The sequence below is a fragment of the Paraburkholderia sp. genome (genome assembly GCF_049581445.1).
Taxonomy (GTDB): Bacteria; Pseudomonadota; Gammaproteobacteria; order Burkholderiales; family Burkholderiaceae; genus Paraburkholderia.
This window is the reverse complement of sequence record NZ_JBAURZ010000365.1, coordinates 1-18311: the sequence shown is the minus strand read 5'-3', so window position 1 is coordinate 18311 and position 18311 is coordinate 1. Positions and strand designations below refer to the sequence as shown.

The 18311-nt window shown below is 62.6% G+C and carries 17 protein-coding genes and 1 pseudogene; 10 read left to right on the top strand and 8 right to left on the bottom strand.

The genetic code is table 11. The features are described from left to right. The first annotated feature begins 55 nt into the window (after nt 1-55). The 6 genes from dapC to cls all read left to right on the top strand — a co-directional run bounded on the left by dapC (nt 56) and on the right by cls (nt 6330). Nucleotides 56-1285, top strand: coding sequence for a succinyldiaminopimelate transaminase (gene dapC / locus WCA85_RS31270; protein ID WP_424068929.1), 1230 nt, complete (start codon nt 56-58; stop codon nt 1283-1285). 69 nt (nt 1286-1354) lie between these two features. After that, nucleotides 1355-2182 carry a 2,3,4,5-tetrahydropyridine-2,6-dicarboxylate N-succinyltransferase gene (gene dapD, locus WCA85_RS31265; RefSeq protein WP_424068927.1) on the top strand — a complete coding sequence of 276 codons (828 nt, stop codon included), beginning with the start codon at nt 1355-1357 and terminating at the stop codon, nt 2180-2182. Then, the gene (locus WCA85_RS31260; RefSeq protein WP_424068925.1) at nt 2182-2547 is read left to right on the top strand and encodes an ArsC family reductase; all 366 of its coding nucleotides are present in this window, start codon (nt 2182-2184) and stop codon (nt 2545-2547) included. The genes dapD and WCA85_RS31260 overlap by 1 nt, the downstream gene beginning before the upstream one ends. A gap of 190 nt (nt 2548-2737) precedes the next feature. Continuing rightward, entirely contained in the window at nt 2738-3877 is a 1140-nt protein-coding gene (gene dapE, locus WCA85_RS31255; RefSeq protein ID WP_424068924.1) for a succinyl-diaminopimelate desuccinylase, read from the top strand. A gap of 16 nt (nt 3878-3893) precedes the next feature. Then, nucleotides 3894-4778, top strand: coding sequence for a 50S ribosomal protein L3 N(5)-glutamine methyltransferase (gene prmB, locus WCA85_RS31250; protein ID WP_424068922.1), 885 nt, complete (start codon nt 3894-3896; stop codon nt 4776-4778). A 112-nt stretch (nt 4779-4890) separates the two neighbouring features. Beyond that, the gene (cls, locus tag WCA85_RS31245; protein ID WP_424068920.1) at nt 4891-6330 is read left to right on the top strand and encodes a cardiolipin synthase; all 1440 of its coding nucleotides are present in this window, start codon (nt 4891-4893) and stop codon (nt 6328-6330) included. Nucleotides 6331-6407: 77 nt separating this feature from the next. On the opposite strand, the gene WCA85_RS31240 is transcribed toward cls, so the two are convergent. Next, entirely contained in the window at nt 6408-6887 is a 480-nt protein-coding gene (locus WCA85_RS31240) for a glutathione peroxidase (protein ID WP_424068918.1), read from the bottom strand. Between the two features lie 152 nt (nt 6888-7039). Between WCA85_RS31240 and WCA85_RS31235 the strand changes: the two genes are divergently transcribed. Together WCA85_RS31235 and WCA85_RS31230 are read left to right on the top strand one after the other, a co-directional pair. After that, complete coding sequence (locus WCA85_RS31235; RefSeq protein ID WP_424068916.1) at nt 7040-8983, top strand: ATP-binding cassette domain-containing protein; 1944 nt, start codon at nt 7040-7042, stop codon at nt 8981-8983. A 178-nt stretch (nt 8984-9161) separates the two neighbouring features. Then, nucleotides 9162-10223, top strand: coding sequence for a CaiB/BaiF CoA transferase family protein (locus tag WCA85_RS31230; RefSeq protein WP_424068944.1), 1062 nt, complete (start codon nt 9162-9164; stop codon nt 10221-10223). Here WCA85_RS31230 and WCA85_RS31225 read toward each other — a convergent pair. From WCA85_RS31225 to alr, 3 genes are all read right to left on the bottom strand, one after another. After that, nucleotides 10220-10483 carry a DUF2866 domain-containing protein gene (locus WCA85_RS31225; RefSeq protein WP_424068914.1) on the bottom strand — a complete coding sequence of 88 codons (264 nt, stop codon included), beginning with the start codon at nt 10481-10483 and terminating at the stop codon, nt 10220-10222. The genes WCA85_RS31230 and WCA85_RS31225 overlap by 4 nt on opposite strands. 150 nt (nt 10484-10633) lie before the next feature. After that, complete coding sequence (radA, locus tag WCA85_RS31220; protein ID WP_424068912.1) at nt 10634-12010, bottom strand: DNA repair protein RadA; 1377 nt, start codon at nt 12008-12010, stop codon at nt 10634-10636. Nucleotides 12011-12104: 94 nt separating this feature from the next. Next, nucleotides 12105-13175, bottom strand: a complete 1071-nt coding sequence (gene alr, locus WCA85_RS31215) for an alanine racemase (protein ID WP_424068910.1) — start codon at nt 13173-13175, stop codon at nt 12105-12107. A 218-nt stretch (nt 13176-13393) separates the two neighbouring features. On the opposite strand from alr, the gene lplT reads away from it, so the two are divergent. After that, nucleotides 13394-14701 (top strand): lysophospholipid transporter LplT, encoded by a 1308-nt coding sequence (lplT, locus tag WCA85_RS31210; protein ID WP_424068908.1) that lies wholly within the window; start codon nt 13394-13396, stop codon nt 14699-14701. Between the two features lie 68 nt (nt 14702-14769). After that, nucleotides 14770-15576, top strand: a complete 807-nt coding sequence (gene thiD / locus WCA85_RS31205) for a bifunctional hydroxymethylpyrimidine kinase/phosphomethylpyrimidine kinase (RefSeq protein ID WP_424068906.1) — start codon at nt 14770-14772, stop codon at nt 15574-15576. A 39-nt stretch (nt 15577-15615) separates the two neighbouring features. Here the strand turns inward: thiD and WCA85_RS31200 are convergent, their stop codons facing one another. The 4 genes and pseudogenes from WCA85_RS31200 to WCA85_RS31185 form a co-directional block, all read right to left on the bottom strand. Beyond that, entirely contained in the window at nt 15616-16602 is a 987-nt protein-coding gene (locus tag WCA85_RS31200; protein WP_424068904.1) for a DUF1853 family protein, read from the bottom strand. Continuing rightward, nucleotides 16602-17648 (bottom strand): uracil-DNA glycosylase, encoded by a 1047-nt coding sequence (locus WCA85_RS31195; RefSeq protein WP_424068902.1) that lies wholly within the window; start codon nt 17646-17648, stop codon nt 16602-16604. Before WCA85_RS31195 ends, WCA85_RS31200 begins: the two co-directional genes overlap by 1 nt. Beyond that, a complete protein-coding gene (gene rimI, locus WCA85_RS31190; protein WP_424068900.1) occupies nt 17635-18129 on the bottom strand; it encodes a ribosomal protein S18-alanine N-acetyltransferase in 495 nt (164 codons plus the stop codon). The genes WCA85_RS31195 and rimI overlap by 14 nt, the downstream gene beginning before the upstream one ends. Beyond that, a pseudogene (locus tag WCA85_RS31185) lies at nt 18126-18311 on the bottom strand (tRNA (adenosine(37)-N6)-threonylcarbamoyltransferase complex dimerization subunit type 1 TsaB); the annotation flags it as partial. The gene rimI and the pseudogene WCA85_RS31185, both read right to left, overlap by 4 nt.

Genomic DNA, 18311 nt, shown 5'->3' with positions numbered 1-18311 from the left:
ACCGCGCGTGCCCGTCACCTGTCTCCGCCCGTCTTCGATCAGGCTCGATCCGCCAGTGAACCCGCTACTCAATTCCCTCCAGACCTATCCGTTCGAAAAGCTTCGCTTGCTTTTCAAGGACGTCACGCCTCCCGCGCATCTGCCGCATATCAGCTTCGGCATCGGCGAACCAAAACATCCGACCCCGGAGCTGATTCGTGACGCGGTAATCGCATCGCTTGGCGGATTGGCGTCGTATCCGGCCACGCTCGGCTCGCCGGCGTTGCGCGAGGCGATCGCCCAGTGGGCCACGCAACGCTACCATCTGCCGCCGCTCGATCCGGTCACCCAGGTCCTGCCGGTTGCCGGTTCCCGCGAGGCGCTCTTCGCCCTTGCGCAGACCGTGATCGATCCCAAACGCCAGACCACGGGTAACGCCACAGATGAGCCCGCGATCGTACTCTGCCCCAACCCGTTCTACCAGATTTATGAAGGTGCGGCGCTGCTGGCGGGCGCGCAACCGTATTACGTCAACAGCGATCCGGCGCGCAATTTCGCCTGCGATTACTCGGCGGTTCCCGCCGATATCTGGGCGCGCACCCAACTGGTGTACGTCTGTTCGCCGGGCAACCCGACCGGCGCGGTCATGACGCTCGACGACTGGCGCGAACTGTTCGCGCTTTCCGACCGGTACGGTTTCGTGATCGCCTCGGACGAGTGCTACTCCGAGATCTATTTCGACGAGGCCCAACCGCCGTTGGGCGGCCTGGAAGCCGCGCACAAGCTTGGCCGCGGTTTCGAGCGGCTGGTGATGCTTTCGAGTCTGTCAAAGCGCTCGAACGTGCCCGGCATGCGCTCGGGCTTCGTCGCCGGGGACGCGGAGATTCTCAAGCAGTTCCTGCTATACCGCACGTACCACGGCGCCGCCCTGTCGACCGTCTATCAGTCCGCGAGCATCGTTGCGTGGAACGACGAGACCCATGTGCGGGAAAACCGCGCGAAATATGGGCAGAAGTTCTCCACGGTTACGCCCATGCTCGCCGAGGTGCTTAACGTGCGCCTGCCGGACGCGGCTTTCTACCTCTGGGCGGACGTCTCGGGCACTGGCCTGTCGGATACCGAGTTCGCCCAGCGTCTCTACGCCGACTATAATGTGACGGTTCTGCCGGGCTCATACCTCGCGCGCACTGCGCAAGGCACGAACCCCGGCCGCAATTTCGTGCGCCTCGCGCTCGTCGCCGATGTCGACGAGTGCACCCAGGGTGCCCAGCGAATCGTCGATTTTTGCCATGCGCTTGCGCGCTAAGCGCAGGCGGCACGCAGCCTCATCTTCCTCAGATTTCAACTCTTTAAGCTTCGATAAGCCACGATAAATATGTCGCAACAACTTCAGCAGATCATCGATAACGCCTGGGAAAACCGCACCGAACTCTCACCCAAGGCCGCCCCCGCCGACGTGCGTGATGCCGTCGCGCACGCCATCGAGCAACTCGACAAGGGTGCGCTGCGCGTCGCCGAAAAGAAAAGCGGCGAGTGGGTTGTCAATCAATGGCTGAAGAAGGCCGTGCTGCTGTCGTTCCGCCTGGAAGACAACGCGCCGATGCCCGCAGGTGGCTACTCGCAGTTCTACGACAAGGTGCCGTCGAAGTTCGCCAACTACACCGCTGAAGACTTCGCCGCCGGCGGCTTCCGCGTCGTGCCACCCGCCATCGCGCGCCGCGGCTCGTTCATCGCGAAGAACGTCGTGCTGATGCCGTCGTACACCAACATCGGCGCTTACGTCGACGAAGGCACGATGGTCGACACGTGGGCCACCGTCGGCTCGTGCGCGCAGATCGGCAAGAACGTGCACCTGTCGGGTGGCGTGGGCATCGGCGGCGTGCTGGAGCCGCTGCAGGCCAATCCGGTCATCATCGAAGACAACTGCTTTATCGGTGCGCGTTCGGAAGTCGTGGAAGGCGTGATCGTCGAAGAAAACTCGGTGATCTCGATGGGCGTGTATCTGGGTCAAAGCACCAAGATCTACGACCGCGAAACCGGCGAAGTGACGTACGGCCGCATTCCGGCTGGTTCGGTGGTGGTGGCGGGCAACCTGCCGTCGAAAGATGGTTCGCATAGCCTCTACTGCGCTGTGATCGTCAAGAAGGTCGACGCGAAAACGCGCGCCAAGGTCGGTCTCAACGAGTTGCTGCGAGGCGACTGATGGCTCGCGCCAACAAAACTGTCGTCTACGGTATCCCGAACTGCGACACCGTGAAGAAAGCCCGTGTGTGGCTGGAAGAGCACGGCGTCGAGTTCGAGTTTCACGATTTCAAGAAGGCGGGTGTGACCGAGCCGCTGGTGCAGGACTGGCTCAAAGACGTCAAGCTCGATGCGTTGCTGAACAAGCGCGGCACCACCTGGCGCGCTCTGTCCGATAGCATGAAAGCCGCAGCAGAAACCCAGGCCGGTGCGATCGCCTTGATGATTCACAAGCCTTCGGTGATCAAGCGGCCGGTGGTGGTCGTCAACGGCCGGGTGAAGACGCTCGGGTTTTCCGCGGACGAGTACGAAACGCTGTTCGCCTGAGCGCCGAATGAGCGCTGAATATGCACTGAAGCGCGCTGCATGAGCGCGCTCCAGTTGCATTGAACGCGATGCCGGAACCGCGCAGCTTTGGCGGCGAACCTGGCCTCGCGTGCATTAAAAGATGTTGCCGGCTGCGGTGATTGACCTGCAGCCGGCATTTTTTCATTCCAAAGTGGCTTGTACTGAATCCATGTCCGGCACCCTCGCCCTTACCGAACAACTGATCGCGCGCGCCTCTGTGACGCCTGATGACCAGCACTGCCAGCGCCTGCTGATCGAACGCCTCGCAGCACTTGGCTTCGAATGCGAAACCATCGAATCGCACGGTGTGACCAACCTGTGGGCCGTCAAACGCGGCACGGACGGCACACGCGGCAAGTTGCTCGTGTTCGCTGGCCATACCGATGTCGTGCCGACCGGTCCGCTCGAACAATGGAGCTCGCCGCCGTTCGAACCGACCCATCGCGACGGCCTGCTGTATGGACGCGGCGCGGCCGACATGAAAACTTCGATTGCCGGCTTTGTAGTGGCGAGCGAGGAATTCCTCGCGGCGCATCCGGCGCATCGCGGCTCGATCGCCTTTCTGATCACAAGCGATGAAGAAGGCCCGGCCACCGATGGCACGGTCAAGGTCGTCGAAGCCCTCAAGGAACGCGGCGAACGGCTCGATTACTGCATAGTCGGCGAACCCACGTCGAGCGCGAAGTTTGGCGACATGGTGAAGAACGGTCGGCGCGGCTCGATGTCGGGCAAGCTCACCGTCAAGGGTGTCCAGGGGCACATCGCGTATCCGCATCTGGCGAAGAACCCGGTGCATCTGCTGGCGCCCGCGCTGGCGGAACTGGTGGCCGAGCGCTGGGACGACGGCAACGAATACTTCCCGCCCACCACGTGGCAGGTGTCGAACATCCACAGCGGCACCGGTGCGAGCAACGTGATTCCTGGGCATGCCGATGTGATGTTCAACTTCCGCTTTTCGACCGCCAGCACCGTGGAAGGCCTGCAAAGCCGCGTGCATGCACTTCTCGACAAGCACGGTCTGGAATATGACCTGCAGTGGTCCATAAGCGGCCTGCCGTTTCTGACACCGCGCGGCGAACTCTCCAACGCGCTGGAGAAGGCCATCAAGGACGAAACCGGCGTGACGACCGAACTGTCGACCACCGGCGGCACTTCCGATGGCCGCTTTATTGCGCGTATCTGCGAACAGGTGGTCGAATTCGGCCCGCTGAACGCCAGCATTCACAAGATCGACGAGCATATCGAGGTCGCCCATATCGAGCCGCTCAAGAACGTGTACCGCCGCGTGCTCGAACAACTGATCGCCTGACCAAGGACACCCTGCGATGACGCTCCCGTTTGCCACCGTCCGCGACCTGCTGCGTTTCGCAGTGACGCGCTTTAACCAGGCCGAACTGTCGTTTGGCCATGTCTCGGCCAATGCCTACGACGAAGCCGCATACCTCGTGCTGCACACGCTGCATTTGCCGCTCGATCTGCTCGAGCCGTTTCTCGATGCGCGCCTGACCGCTGCGGAAATCGACGCCGTGCTCAATGTAATCGAGCGCCGCACTAGCGAACGCATCCCGGCGGCCTACATCACGCAGGAAGCGTGGATGCACGGTTTCCGCTTCTACGTGGACGAACGTGTGATCGTGCCGCGCTCGTTCATTGGCGAACTGCTGCAGGACGGCCTGCAACCGTATGTCGAGGATCCCGAACAAGTGGGCGCCGTACTGGAACTGTGCACGGGCTCAGGGTGCCTTGCGATCCTCGCCGCGCACGCGTTCCCAAACGCCGATATCGATGCGGTCGACCTGTCGAAACCCGCGCTCGAAGTGGCCACGCGCAACGTCGACGATCACGACCTGGATGAGCGCATCGCCCTCTTCGAAGGCGATCTGTTCACGCCGCTGCCCGAGCGCCGTTACGACGTCATCATCACCAACCCGCCGTACGTCAACGCCGATTCGATGGCATCCCTGCCCGCCGAATACAAACATGAGCCGGAAATGGCGCTGGCGGGCGGCGCGGACGGCATGGACATCGTGCGCCGCATCATCACCGAGGCGCGCAACTGGCTGACCGACGACGGCGTGCTGGTGGTTGAGATCGGCAACGAACGCGCCAATGTCGAAGCGGCGTTCGGCGGCCTCGATCTCGTCTGGCTGTCGACCAGTGCCGGCGACGACAACGTTTTCCTGATCCAGGCAGCCGACCTGCCTGGCTGAAATCCGTCGAACCTGACCCGAAAGGGGTCGGGTTCGGTAAGATGGGCGCGATCGACTTGCAAGCCTTCGCATCGAACGGCAGGCAAGTGCTTCGACAATCCTTCGCGCGCCTATGCAATTTGATTTAGCCCACGTCGCTCCACTCGTCGCCCTCGCGCATATCCTCGGCGTGATCGCGGCGTGCCACGCCATTCTCTATACGCGTACCTCGCAGGGCGCCGTCGCATGGGCCGTGTCGCTCGTCGCCATGCCCTATCTGACGCTGGTGCCGTATCTGTTTCTCGGCCGCAGCAAATTCCAGGGCTACGCCGACGCCCGCCGCATCGAGAACGAATCGCTACGCTCGCTTGCGCACCCGCGCGAATGGGATAGCCACGCCTCCTCAGGCGGCCAGCCGACTGACGAACTCGGACAAAGGCTCGTACGCTCGCTCACGCATCTGGGCGGCATGCCTTTCCTGCCGGGCAATTCGGTTCGCACCCTGGTGAACGGCGAAGCCACCTTCGCCGCGATCCTCGAAGCCATCGAACAGGCGCGCAGCTACGTGATCGTGCAGTTCTTCATCGTACGTGACGATGCGCTCGGGCAAATGCTGAAGGACGCCTTGCTCGCGAAAGCCGCCCAAGGCGTGCGCATCTATTTCCTCTACGACAGCATCGGCAGCTTCGATTTGCCGCACAGCTACGTGGCTGCCTTGCGGGCAGGTGGCGTCGAGGTGCATCCGTTTGCCACCAACCGCCGTTTCGTCAACCGCTTCCAGCTCAATTTCCGCAATCACCGCAAGATCGTTTCGGTGGACGGTGAGCGCGCCTTTGTCGGCGGACATAACGTGGGTGTGGAGTATCTCGGCGCCAAGCCGCCGTTGTCGCCGTGGCGTGATACGCACATCGAGTTGCGCGGACCCGTGGTCGCCAGCATCCAGTTCGTGTTCATCGAGGACTGGTACTGGGCTACCCAGCAGTTGCCGCCACTCGAAGTGCCGCACTTCGAGACGTCGGTCGAAGGCATGCATTGCCTGGTTGTGCCGAGCGGTCCCGCGGACAAGCAGGAGACCTGTTCACTCTTTTTTGTGGAAGCGATCAACGCCGCGCGCGAACGCATCTGGATCACTACACCCTATCTGGTCCCTGACGAAGCGGTGTTTTCAGCGCTAAGGCTGGCGGTCATGCGCGGCGTGGACGTGCGCATCCTGATTCCGAGCCGGCGCGACCACCGGGTGGTGTTCGAAGCATCGAAGCTTTACGCTTACGACTGCCTGCGCGCAGGCGTGCGAATCTTCCGCTATCGGCCAGGCTTCCTGCATCAGAAGGTGATCCTGATCGACAACGTCGCGGCCGCCGTGGGCAGCGCCAACCTCGATAACCGCTCGTTCCGGCTGAACTTCGAGATCATGGTGCTGACCGTGGACCGAGGCTTTGCCGCGGAAGTCGAAGCCATGCTGGTGCGCGATTTTGCCGAATCCTTTGAGATTGATCGCAACGAGTATCGTCACGCGTCAGCCATCAGACGCGTGGCCATGCACGTAGCCAGGTTGTTCTCGCCGATCCTTTAGGCGTTCGGCTTGGGCCTGCGTCGCCGTTATGCGCCACCGCAAGCCCCCCGCCTTTACGCGCCGAAACCGCCCAATAACTACAGCAGCGCTTCGATCTCGCCTGTGATCGCATCAGGCTTGGTCAACGGCGCGTAGCGTTTGACCACCGCGCCGTCGCGACCGACCAGAAACTTGGTGAAATTCCACTTGATGCCTTCGAGCCCGAGCAAGCCAGGCGCCTCGCCGGTCAGATAGCGATACAACGGATGCGCATTCGAGCCGTTCACGTCGATCTTCTCGAACATAGGGAACGTCACGCCGTAGTTTTTCTCGCAGAAACTGCCGATCTGGGTAGCGTCGCCCGGTTCCTGCTTGCCGAACTGGTTGCAGGGAAAACCGAGAACCTCAAGGCCACGCGCCGCGTAGGTTTCGTACAGCTTTTGCAGCCCGGCATACTGCGGCGTGAAACCGCATTCGCTAGCCGTGTTGACGATCAGCAGGACCTTTCCCTTGTAGCGTTCCAGGCTGACATCGTCACCGCCCAAAGTGCGCGCCGAAAACGAGTAAATCGATGCCATAAGCGGTCCCCATGCAAGATAGTGGTGAAAGGCGTCAGTCTAAGCGAAAAGTGGTGCCCGGACAGTCGGCCAAATGGCTAATCCTCGCCCCCTTCGGGACACCCCGAGCCTTACCCAGTCTAAAATGGCGTTTTTCCCACGCCGGCCTCTTTGTGATCCGCTTTAACCAGTTCAGCCTCGCGCGCGGCACCAAGCCGCTCTTCGAACAAACCACCTTCACCCTGAACCCTGGCGAAAAAGCCGGGCTGATCGGGGCGAATGGCGCGGGCAAGTCGACCCTGTTTGCCGTGCTGCTCGGCGAACTGCATGCGGACGGCGGCGATTTTTCGATGCCCCCGTCCTGGCAGATCGCCCACGTGGCGCAGGAAACGCCGGCCGTCGACAAAACCGCGCTCGCCTATACGCTCGACGGTGACGCCGCCTTGCGCACCGTTGAAGCGCGTATCGCCGCCGCGTCGGCCGCGCATGATGGCGCCGCCGAAGGCGAAGCGCACGCTGCCTTCGCCGACGCTGACGGCTACACCGCCCCCGCGCGCGCTGAGGCGCTGTTGCTGGGCCTTGGCTTCACGCTCGAACAAACGCGTCTGCCTGTGGCCAGCTTCTCCGGCGGTTGGCGCATGCGGCTGAATCTCGCGCAGGCGCTGATGTGCCGCTCGGATCTGCTGCTGCTCGACGAACCGACCAATCACCTTGACCTCGACGCAATCGTCTGGCTCGAAGACTGGCTGCACCGCTACCCCGGCACGCTGGTCGTGATTTCGCACGACCGCGAATTCCTCGACTCGGTCTGCAACGTCACGCTGCATCTGGAGCAACAGCAGATCAAGCGCTACGGCGGTAACTATTCGCAGTTCGAAATCCTGCGCGCGCAGCAGATCGCGCTACAGCAGAGCGCCTATGTGAAGCAGCAGCGCACGGTCGAACATCTGCAGAGCTACATCAACCGCTTCAAGGCGCAGGCCACCAAGGCACGCCAGGCACAGAGCCGGGTGAAGGCGCTCGAAAAGATGGAACTGATCGCGCCGGCGCATGCCTCGTCGCCGTTCACCTTCGAGTTCCGCACCCCGGATTCCGCGCCCAATCCGATGATGGTGATGGAGGATGTACGCTGCGGTTATCGCAACGAAGACGGCGAAATCCCCATCGTCGAGCACGTGAAGCTGTCAATTCAGAACGGCCAGCGCATCGGCCTGCTCGGCGCGAACGGTCAGGGTAAATCCACGCTCATCAAGACGCTCGCCGGTACGCTCGAAGCGCTCGATGGCGACGTCCGCGAGGGCAAGGGGCTGCGCATCGGCTACTTCGCGCAGCATCAACTCGAAACGCTGCGTCCGGACGATTCGGCGCTGCAGCATCTCGCGCGGCTTGCGCCCGATACGCGAGAACAGGAACTGCGCGACTTTCTCGGTGGCTTCAACTTCTCCGGGGACATGGCAACGGCCGCAATCGCGCCGTTCTCGGGCGGGGAAAAGGCTCGCCTCGCGCTGGCGCTGGTGATCTGGCAAAAGCCGAATTTGCTGCTGCTCGACGAACCGACCAATCACCTCGACCTCGAAACCCGCCACGCGCTGACCATGGCGCTTGCGCAGTTCGAAGGTACGCTGATCCTCGTCTCGCACGACCGCCATCTGTTGCGCGCGACCACGGATCAATTCATGCTGGTCGCCAAACACCGCTTGCAGCCGTTCGACGGCGATCTGGACGATTACCGCGACTGGCTGCTCCAGCACGCCGCCGAGCAGCGCGCCGCGTTGAAGGCCGGTGATGCCGCCAGCGCTGAGAATAGTGGCAGCGGCGCGGACAGCGCAGCCAGCCGCAAGGAACAGCGGCGTCAGGATGCCGAGACGCGGCAGAAGCTCGCCCATCTGAAGAAGCCGCTGCAAAGCCGGATCAGCAAGATCGAAAAGGAAATGGATGCGCTGAACGCCGAGAAAGCGACCCTTGACGCATTCGTCGCGGACCCGGCCAGTTACGATGCTGCACAGAAGACCAAACTGACGGAGGCGATTCGCCGTCAGGCAGATGTGAACGCGCGCCTCGAAGCGCTTGAAGCCGAATGGCTTGACGCGCATGAGGAACTTGAACAAATCGGTTAGCGGTACGGTTTGGCGTTTTGTAGCTGCGTGTGCGTCCCTTGTGCGTCTCCGTTTGCGTCGGCATGGGTGAAGATTCGCGAAGCCGGCGCTTCGCGCGGGGCACCCCGTACGGAGCCAGACGATCCGGGATGGCCCGGCCTTTTCTTGAGAGAGGTTGACCTTGTCGTCTCCCGCTGCTTTGCAAGGCTTGCGCGTACTCGATCTGACGCGCCTGTTGCCCGGACCGGTCGCGGCCCTGCGCCTCGCGGAAATGGGCGCGGACGTGCTGAAGATCGAGGCCCCTGGGGCGGGCGACCCCACCCGCACGATGCTGCAGGCGTCCGGTGATCGCGTCGCCGGGCGGCCCGGCGCGTTTTACCGGCTGGTCAATCGCGGCAAACGCGAAACGCGGCTCGACCTTAAGTCCGAAGCGGGACGCAATGTACTGCGCGCGTTGGCCAGCGAAGCGGACGTGCTGATTGAGAGCTTCCGGCCTGGCGTCATGGAGCGCCTGGGGATCGGCTACGAGATGTTGCGCGTGCTCAATCCGAAGCTGGTGTACTGCGCGATCAGCGGCTATGGATCAACCGGCCCGTTTGCCAGCCACGCTGGTCACGATCTGAACTACATCGGCTACGCCGGTGTGCTGGATCAACTCGCGAACCGCGACGGCTCGCCAATCCTGCCTAACTTCCAGATCGCAGACCTTTTAGGCGGCGCGTCGAGCGCCGTGACGGAGATTCTTGCCGCGCTGTGGCACGTTGCACGCGGCGGCAACGGCCGCTTTGTCGACATTTCGATGACCCATGCGACCCACGCCAACAATTTCGTCGCTCAGGTCTCGGTCGCCAACGATGGCACTGCGCCGCCCGCAGGCGCCGGTCTGCTCAACGGCGGGGTGCCCTGTTACAACCTGTACCGCACGCAGGATGGCCGGTGGCTTGCGGTCGGCGCGCTCGAACTCAAATTCTGGGAGGCGCTCTGTCACGCGCTGGATCGGCCTGAATGGGCGTTCCGTCACTGGAGCGTGGGGCAGGCAATCGGAGGTCCCGACGCAGTGGCGCTCACGCAGGAACTGGCCGGCGTGATCGCCAGCCGGCCGCTGGATGAATGGGTGAACCTGCTGGAGCCGCTGGATTGCTGTGTATCGCCGGTGCTGACCGCGGCGGAAGCCGCGCAGCATCCGCTCTTCAATCCGGATCTGTATTCCGTCGTTAGTGAAGAGTGGAATACCGGCAATGGCAATGGGCCACTTGATTAGCGTCGCGGCAACGTCTGACGCGGCGCGCGCTCGTCGTCATAGAGCATGTGCTTGCGGCCTTCCACATGCCGGTCGATCGTGGCGCGCACTTCGTCAGCAGTGACGTTTTCAGCGACGACGCGCCGCGAGATCTGCCCGGTGGTATCGATCCACTCGACGATCCGGCACGCTCCGCCCCAAGGCTGGCGAATGGGTGCAGAGACGCGACAGCCGCGCACCTGTATGTGGCGCTCGGTCACGGTTTCATGAGACTGTTTCAAGGCGCGATCCTTTTCCGCTTGAACGGGATGGTATATCCACCCAGCTTAGGGAAAACACGTCCTGTGTTGGTTACAGCCAATAGCAAGTTATTTACAGCACATTACGCGATGAAACCCCGTGCGAACGGGCCGTCAGGCCGGCAGCGCCGCCTATTCAAGGGTCCTGATTTTATCGATGGCCTGTTCGAGCCGATCCACGGCAATGACCTGTAAGCCTTCGATGGGCTGCTTCGGCGCATTGGCCTTCGGAATCAGCGCGATTGAAAAGCCCAGTTTCGCCGCTTCCTTCAACCGGTCCTGACCGCGTGGCGACGGACGGATCTCGCCCGCCAGCCCCACTTCGCCAAACACGATCAAGCCCTTCGGCAGCGGCTTGTTGCGCATAGACGAGTGGATCGCCAGCAGCACCGCCAGGTCGGCTGCGGGTTCCGTGATCTTGACCCCGCCCACTGCGTTCAGGAACACATCCTGATCGAAGCAGGCAATTCCGGCGTGCCGATGCAAAACGGCCAGCAGCATCGCAAGGCGGTTTTGCTCAAGCCCCACCGCAAGCCGTCGAGGATTAGGCACATTGGCCGCATCGACCAGCGCCTGAACTTCGACAAGCAAGGGCCGCGAGCCTTCCTGAGTCACCAGTACGCACGATCCCGGCACGATCTGCTCGTGCTGCGACAGGAACAGCGCTGACGGATTGGCCACGCCGCGCAGGCCACGCTCGGTCATGGCGAACACACCCAGTTCGTTCACCGCGCCAAAGCGGTTCTTGAAGGCCCGCACGAGCCGGAACGACGAATGGGTATCGCCTTCGAAATACAGCACGGTGTCGACAATGTGTTCGAGCACGCGCGGGCCCGCCAGATTGCCTTCCTTGGTGACGTGGCCAACCATGATGATGGCGGTGCCCGACTGCTTGGCGATGCGCGTGAGTTGCGCCGCGCACTCGCGGACCTGCGCGACCGAGCCCGGCGCCGAGGTGAGCGCTTCCGAATAGACGGTCTGGATTGAGTCGATCACGGCCACATCGGGTCGCTCGCTTTCGATGGTCGCCTGAATCTTTTCCAGCTGGATTTCCGCGAGCAGCCTCAATTCGCTCGCCTTCGATCCCGGATCGAGCAGCGACAGGCGCTGTGCGCGCAACCCGATCTGCGCCGCCGATTCCTCACCGCTGATATAAAGCGCACGCCGGTCATGAGCGATTTCAGCGAGCGATTGCAGCAACAGCGTCGATTTTCCGATGCCCGGATCGCCGCCAATCAGCACCACGCCACCCGGCACGAGGCCACCGCCCAGGACCCGGTCGAATTCGCCGACGCCGGTCGAAAAACGCGGCACATCGGACGCCTCGATATCCGCGAGGCGCTGGACCGGCGCGCTTTTCGCGAGCGACTGGAAGCGATGCGCGGACGGCGACTCAGCTATCGTCTCGACCAGTGTGTTCCACGCGTTGCATGCCGGGCATTGCCCTTGCCACTTGGGCGCCTGTCCGCCACATTCGGTACAGGTGTACATCGTCTTCTGTTTAGCCACGCGCCCTTGCCTGCCTGCTGTGATATCGAGTTGGATGAATGATGGAAATTCGCTTCAAAAGGTTGAGCCGCACCGTATTGCGGCTCGTTGTGGCCTACTCCGCGCGCACCGGCACGCGTGGCGCCACAGCACACATCAGCTCATAGCCGATCGTGCCGCAGGCCTTGGCCACATCGTCGATGGGCAGCGTATGGCCCCACAGTTCGACGCGCGAGCCCACGTTGGCGGTCGGACACGGCGTCAGGTCGACGGTCAGCATGTCCATCGAGACACGGCCAATGACCCGCGTGCGGACCCCATCGACGATCACCGGCGTCCCCTCCGGTGCGCAGCGCGGATAGCCGTCCGCGTAGCCGCATGCCACCACGCCGATGCGCATCGGCGCGGTGGTGGTAAAGGTCGAGCCGTAGCCGATGGTCTTGCCCGGCGGGACCGTCTGCACCCCGATCAGTTCGGAGGCGAGCGTCATGGCCGGCTGCAGACCGGTGCCCTCGATCGCCTTGTGGATACCCGAAGGCGACGCACCATACAGAATGATCCCTGGACGCACCCAGTCGAAATGCGAGGTGGGATGCCACAGCGTCGCCGCCGAATTGGCGAGACTGCGCGCCCCCGCAATCCCCTGCGCGCCGCGCTCGAACGCCTCCATCTGATACGCGACCCCGCGCTCGGTGTCGGCGTCCGAAAAGTGCGTCATCAGCGTAATCTGCCCCACGCCTTGACAGCCGCGGGCCCGCTCCCACGCCGCCCGGAAACGCTCCGGCGTGTAACCAAGCCGATTCATGCCGCTGTTCATTTTCAACTGGATATTGACCGGTTTGGACAGACGCGCCATTTCCAGCATCCGCAATTGCTCGTCCGAGTGCAGCGCCGTGCTAAGGCTGTAACGATCGATCACATCAATATCAGTGGGGCGAAAAAATCCTTCCAGCAACAAAATTGGCCCCGCCCAGCCTAGTTCACGCAACTTCACCGCTTCTTCCAGGTCCAGCAATCCAAAGCCATCCGTTGCCCGCAAGCCGGGAAAGGCTCTTGCTAGACCATGCCCATAGGCGTTTGCCTTCACGACAGCCCAGATTTTCGAATGGGGGGCGTAACGGCGGACAACAGCGAGGTTATTGGCGAGTGCAGCGGTGTGAATCGTGGCTGAAAGGGGGCGCGGCATGGGAGATTTTCGTAAAGACGCTTGCGAATCAGGAGCTTACTGTGCGTTTTCAGTGCTCAGCAGCCCGCTGGGCGGTGCAATCAAGGATTCTGCTAGTCCGAATCCAGCTATTTTCGTGATATAAAGCCGTGCGCACAACCCATTTCGAACGGAATAAGCCCGGACGCCTTGCACACGGCCGGGGCGGACGGACCGCAGCGAGGACAGCATCGCATCAGATGAAAAAAGGTTTTTACACCATCATGGCCGCGCAGTTTTTTTCCTCGCTGGCCGACAACGCGCTTCTGATCGCTGCTATTGCACTGCTGAAAGATCTTCACGCCCCAAACTGGATGACGCCGCTGCTCAAGCTGTTCTTTGTGCTGTCGTACGTCGTTCTTGCTGCCTTCGTCGGCGCCTTTGCCGACTCCCGTCCGAAAGGACGCGTCATGTTCGTCACCAATACCATCAAGGTGGTCGGCTGCATCACCATGCTGGTGGGCGCGCATCCGTTGATTGCCTATGGCATTGTCGGGTTTGGCGCGGCGGCGTATTCGCCTGCCAAATATGGCATTCTCACCGAACTGCTGCCGCCTGACCGGCTCGTTGCCGCGAATGGCTGGATTGAAGGCACCACGGTCGGTTCGATCATCCTCGGCACTGTGCTGGGCGGCGCACTGATCAGCCCGCATATCGCTTCGCATATTCTGAAGCACCACATCCCTACCATCGAAACACCCGCCGAAGCCGCGATGCTCGTCATCATGGCCATCTACGTGATCGCCGCGCTGTTCAATCTGCGCATTCCCGACACCGGCGCGCGCTATCCAAAGCAGGAACGCGGCCCGATCAAGCTCGTCACCGATTTCGCCGATTGCTTCGTGATCCTCTGGCACGACAAACTCGGCCAGATTTCGCTCGCGGTGACGACGCTGTTCTGGGGCGCGGGCGCTACGCTGCAATTCATCGTGCTGAAGTGGGCTGAAGTATCGCTCGGCATGTCGCTTTCCGAAGGCGCGATCCTGCAGGCGGTGGTTGCGGTCGGCGTGGCGGCGGGTGCGATTATCGCCGCCTCGCGCGTGCCGCTGAAGAAGTCGCTTTCGGTGCTGCCGGTGGGCATCATGATGGGCATCGCCGTCATGTTGATGGCGTTCTATACGCGCAATCTGTTTCCCCCGCATTGGGGCTTTTATATCGGCCACATGCATGTGTCGGGCTACCTGGTGCTCGCCTATATCTTCCTGATGATCGTCGGCGCTCTGTCGGGGTTCTTCGTCGTGCCAATGAATGCGCTGCTGCAACATCGCGGCCACGTGCTGCTTTCGGCAGGTCACTCGATCGCAGTGCAGAATTTCAACGAGAACCTCTCAGTGCTCATCATGCTGTGCCTGTACGCGGTGCTGGTGTGGCTCGATGTGCCGGTGTCCGCGGTGATCGTGCTATTCGGCACCTTCGTCTGCGTGATGATGTGGGTGGTGATGCGGCGCCACCTGGCCAACCAGCGCGCCTTCGATTCCGTCGCGCTGATCGGCGAAGTGAAGCACTGAGCGCGCAGCACGCCGGAGCCGCTGCGCATCTTGCGTAGTGCCCGCGCCCCCTTCTTTTCTGCCCCGCCATGACTCAACCCATTCCCAACGTTCTGACCATCGCCGGCTCCGACTCCGGCGGCGGCGCCGGCATTCAGGCCGACCTCAAGGCGTTCTCGGCGCTCGGCGCGTATGGCGCGAGCGTCATCACGGCACTTACCGCGCAGAACACCCGCGGCGTCACCGCGATTCATACGCCTGACCCTGACTTCATTGCCGCTCAACTCGACGCCGTGTTCGACGATATCCGTATCGACGCTGTGAAGATCGGCATGCTGGCGAACGCGCAGATCGCACGCGCCGTCGGCGACGCGCTGCGGCGTCATCGGCCCAGACACGTCGTGCTCGATACGGTGATGATTTCCAAGAGCAATCACGCGTTGCTGGCGCCCGAAGCGGTCGCAGTGGTGCGCGACGAACTGCTGCCGCTCGCCGATCTGCTGACACCGAATCTGCCGGAAGCCGCTGCGCTGCTCGGAGTTGAAGCGGCAACCGACGAAGCCGGCATGGTGACCCAGGGTGAAGCCTTACGGGCGCTCGGCGCGCGTGCCGTGCTGATGAAAGGCGGCCATCTCTCCGCCGCCGACAGTCCCGACTGGCTGCTGCAGGACAGCGGTTCGCTGCGCCTCGCCGGACCGCGCGTACCGGTCAAAAACACGCACGGCACCGGTTGCACGCTGTCATCGGCAATTGCCGCCCTGATTCCGCAGCGCGCGGATCTCGCCAGCGCGGTCGCGGATGCCAAGACCTATCTGACGGGAGCGCTACAGGCGAGCGATCAGCTTGACGTCGGCAAGGGCGTCGGGCCGGTGCATCATTTTTATCGCTGGTGGTAAGCGCAGATGACGCGCCGCCGTGCATAGCCGCCGTTCATTTCACTGACGCGCAAATGCCTGCGCCTTATCCGGCCAGTCGTCGGGCACGATAAAACCCCGTGAACGCTCGACCCAGCGGCTGCCTTCGTCAAGTGAAAACGCCGCCGCCATGGTCGGGCCGCTTTGATGTGCGACGCGCTCGATTAACGCGTTCGCGTCGAGAAACTCAATGCCCTGCTGCTCTGCGGCATCCCGCTCATGTCGCCGTGGCGCGAGCCATTCGAGTCGCGGCAACACCCGCCACTGTCCGGCATGCGCCGCCGCAAAGGCCGGCCATTCCGAACGCGTCGCCCACCAGCCGCGTCCATGAGCCGGATCGAGTTCCACAGGATCGCGCGTCGGCTCACCACGCCGGTAAAACAGCCAACCCTTGACGAACATCTGCGCGTCCCACGGCCCGGTATATCCCAGCGTGGCAAATTCCTCGCGCGCGCTCAATGGCAATTGATGATCGATCAGATGGGTCAGTTTCAGATCGAAGCGGTCCTGCAAGTTCGGTCCAACGTAGTCCGCCAGCAGTTCGCGCCCGTTCCCCGCATGCAGGTAGCACTTGACTGCCAGCTCCCAGTGCAGACGCCGTCCCGCGCGGGTTTGAACCAGAAAATCGCACTCGCCGAGGGTCAGGCCACTGCGCCGCAGCGGCACGTTCGCAGCAATCAGATGCGCGGCCGGTCCATGCTGCAGAAACCAGCCCAGGAGACACTCTGCATAACGTCCGAGGCGCGTGATGCGCGCCGCTGCGATGTCCTGCTGCAACTGGCTGGGGTTGGTGTCGAGTGTGCGCAGCCAGTCGAGTGTGGCCGTTTCCTCAAGCGAGGTTTCGAACGAATCCGCCAACATCCCGACCGGTGGTTGCGCGCGCAACAGATCCGCACTGAACAGCAACCATGCAAGATCACGCACGGCGGGCTCATGAAGCGCGTCGAGTTGCGCGACCCGTGCTGCCATCGGAAACGCTGCTGGCCCGGACGGCTCCGTGGGCTTCATTACCGTGCCGGTCCGCCAGCGGTCTTCAGCCAGATATCACGCGCAAGGCACAGGTCGGTCCACGCTTTCGCCTTATCAGGCAAGCTGCGCAACAGATACGCCGGGTGATACGTGACGATCACCGGTACGCCTTCATACTCGTGAACGCGCCCGCGCAACGATGAGATGCTCGCATCAGTCTTTAGCAGACTTTGCGCAGCAAAACGGCCCAGCGCAATGATCAGCTTCGGTTTGACGAGGGCAACCTGGCGCTGCAGATAGGGTTCGCAACGCGCGACTTCATCTGGCTCGGGGTTTCGGTTGCCGGGCGGGCGGCACTTGATGACGTTGGCGATGTAGACGTTGGTATCGCGCGCGAGCGTGAGCGAGCGCAGCATGTTGTCGAGCAGCTTGCCGGCCTGGCCCACAAACGGTTCACCTTGACGGTCCTCGTTCTCGCCGGGGGCTTCGCCGATCAGCATCCAGTCGGCGTTGCGGTCACCGACGCCGAAAACCGTGTTGGTGCGCTTCTCGCACAAGCGGCAACTTTCGCAGGCGGCGACGCGTTCGCTCAACGCATCCCAATCAAGCGTCAATACGGACGATTCGGCCCGCGCTATGGGAGCATGCGGTGCTTCGCCGTGCGGCTGGGCGGGCAGATCGTCGAACCACGCGAAGTCGTCGTCAGCGCCTGGTGCGGACGAGGATGCAGGGGTGGCTGGCGCGGTTGTGACGGCGGGTGAGGTTCTTTCGCCGCCGGACGTGCGCAGCGGGTCCATGCCGGTCTGTGTTTGCGCATGCTCGTCGGTCCGTATGTCCCGACGTTGTTCATCCTCGCCACGATCGCCCAACCGCGACGTGGGCTGCACCGCGACAACACGTGCGCCCGGCACGAACGGTTCGTCCTCGCCGGCCCGCAACGTACCGCCTGGCGAACTCGCCCCACTCGCATTCGCTACCGTCGCCGAGTCGGCCACAGCCTCAGTTGCCTGCGCCTGCCCCATACCACGCCGCACCCACAGCGGCGCGAGCCCCAGTTCTTCCAATGCGGATTCATGCAGCGCCATCTGCGCCCTCCCTGGCAAACGAAAAACGCATCACGATGGCGTCCTCCCGGCTGCGATGACGCGCCGGATAATAGTTCTTGCGACGGCCAATCGAAGCAAAGCCGAAGCGTTCATAAAGCCGGATGGCCCGGTGGTTCGACGGGCGTACTTCCAGCAGCAGTCCGTCGAGTTTCTCATTACGGGTGATGCGTACCGCTTCGCGCAGCAGCGACAACCCCGCGCCCACGCCCTGCGCGGCAGGCGCCACGCACAGATTCAGCAGATGCATCTCGTCGACCACCGGCATCAGCACACAGTAACCGATCAAAGTGCCGGTGACATGGCGCAGGCAAACGCCGAAATAGCCGTTGCGCAACGAATCTTCGAAATTGCCGCGGCTCCACGGAAACTCATACGCCGCTTTTTCGATCAACGCGACCTCGTCGAGATCGCCTTCTGTCATTGGCGCCATGTAGCGGTCCGCGAGCAACACGCCGCTCATCGTCCGCCCTCGCTTGGCGCTTCTGGGTGCTGCGGGCTGAGCACTGACGCCCGCGCGGCTTGTTCTGCCTTCGCCGCCTTGTCTGCCATGCGTTCCGCCGTGGTCTGCGCAACCTTGTCGCGTATATATTCGGGCGCGGCCAGTTCGGCCGGCACCGTGCGCCCCGCGCGCAAGGCGCGCAG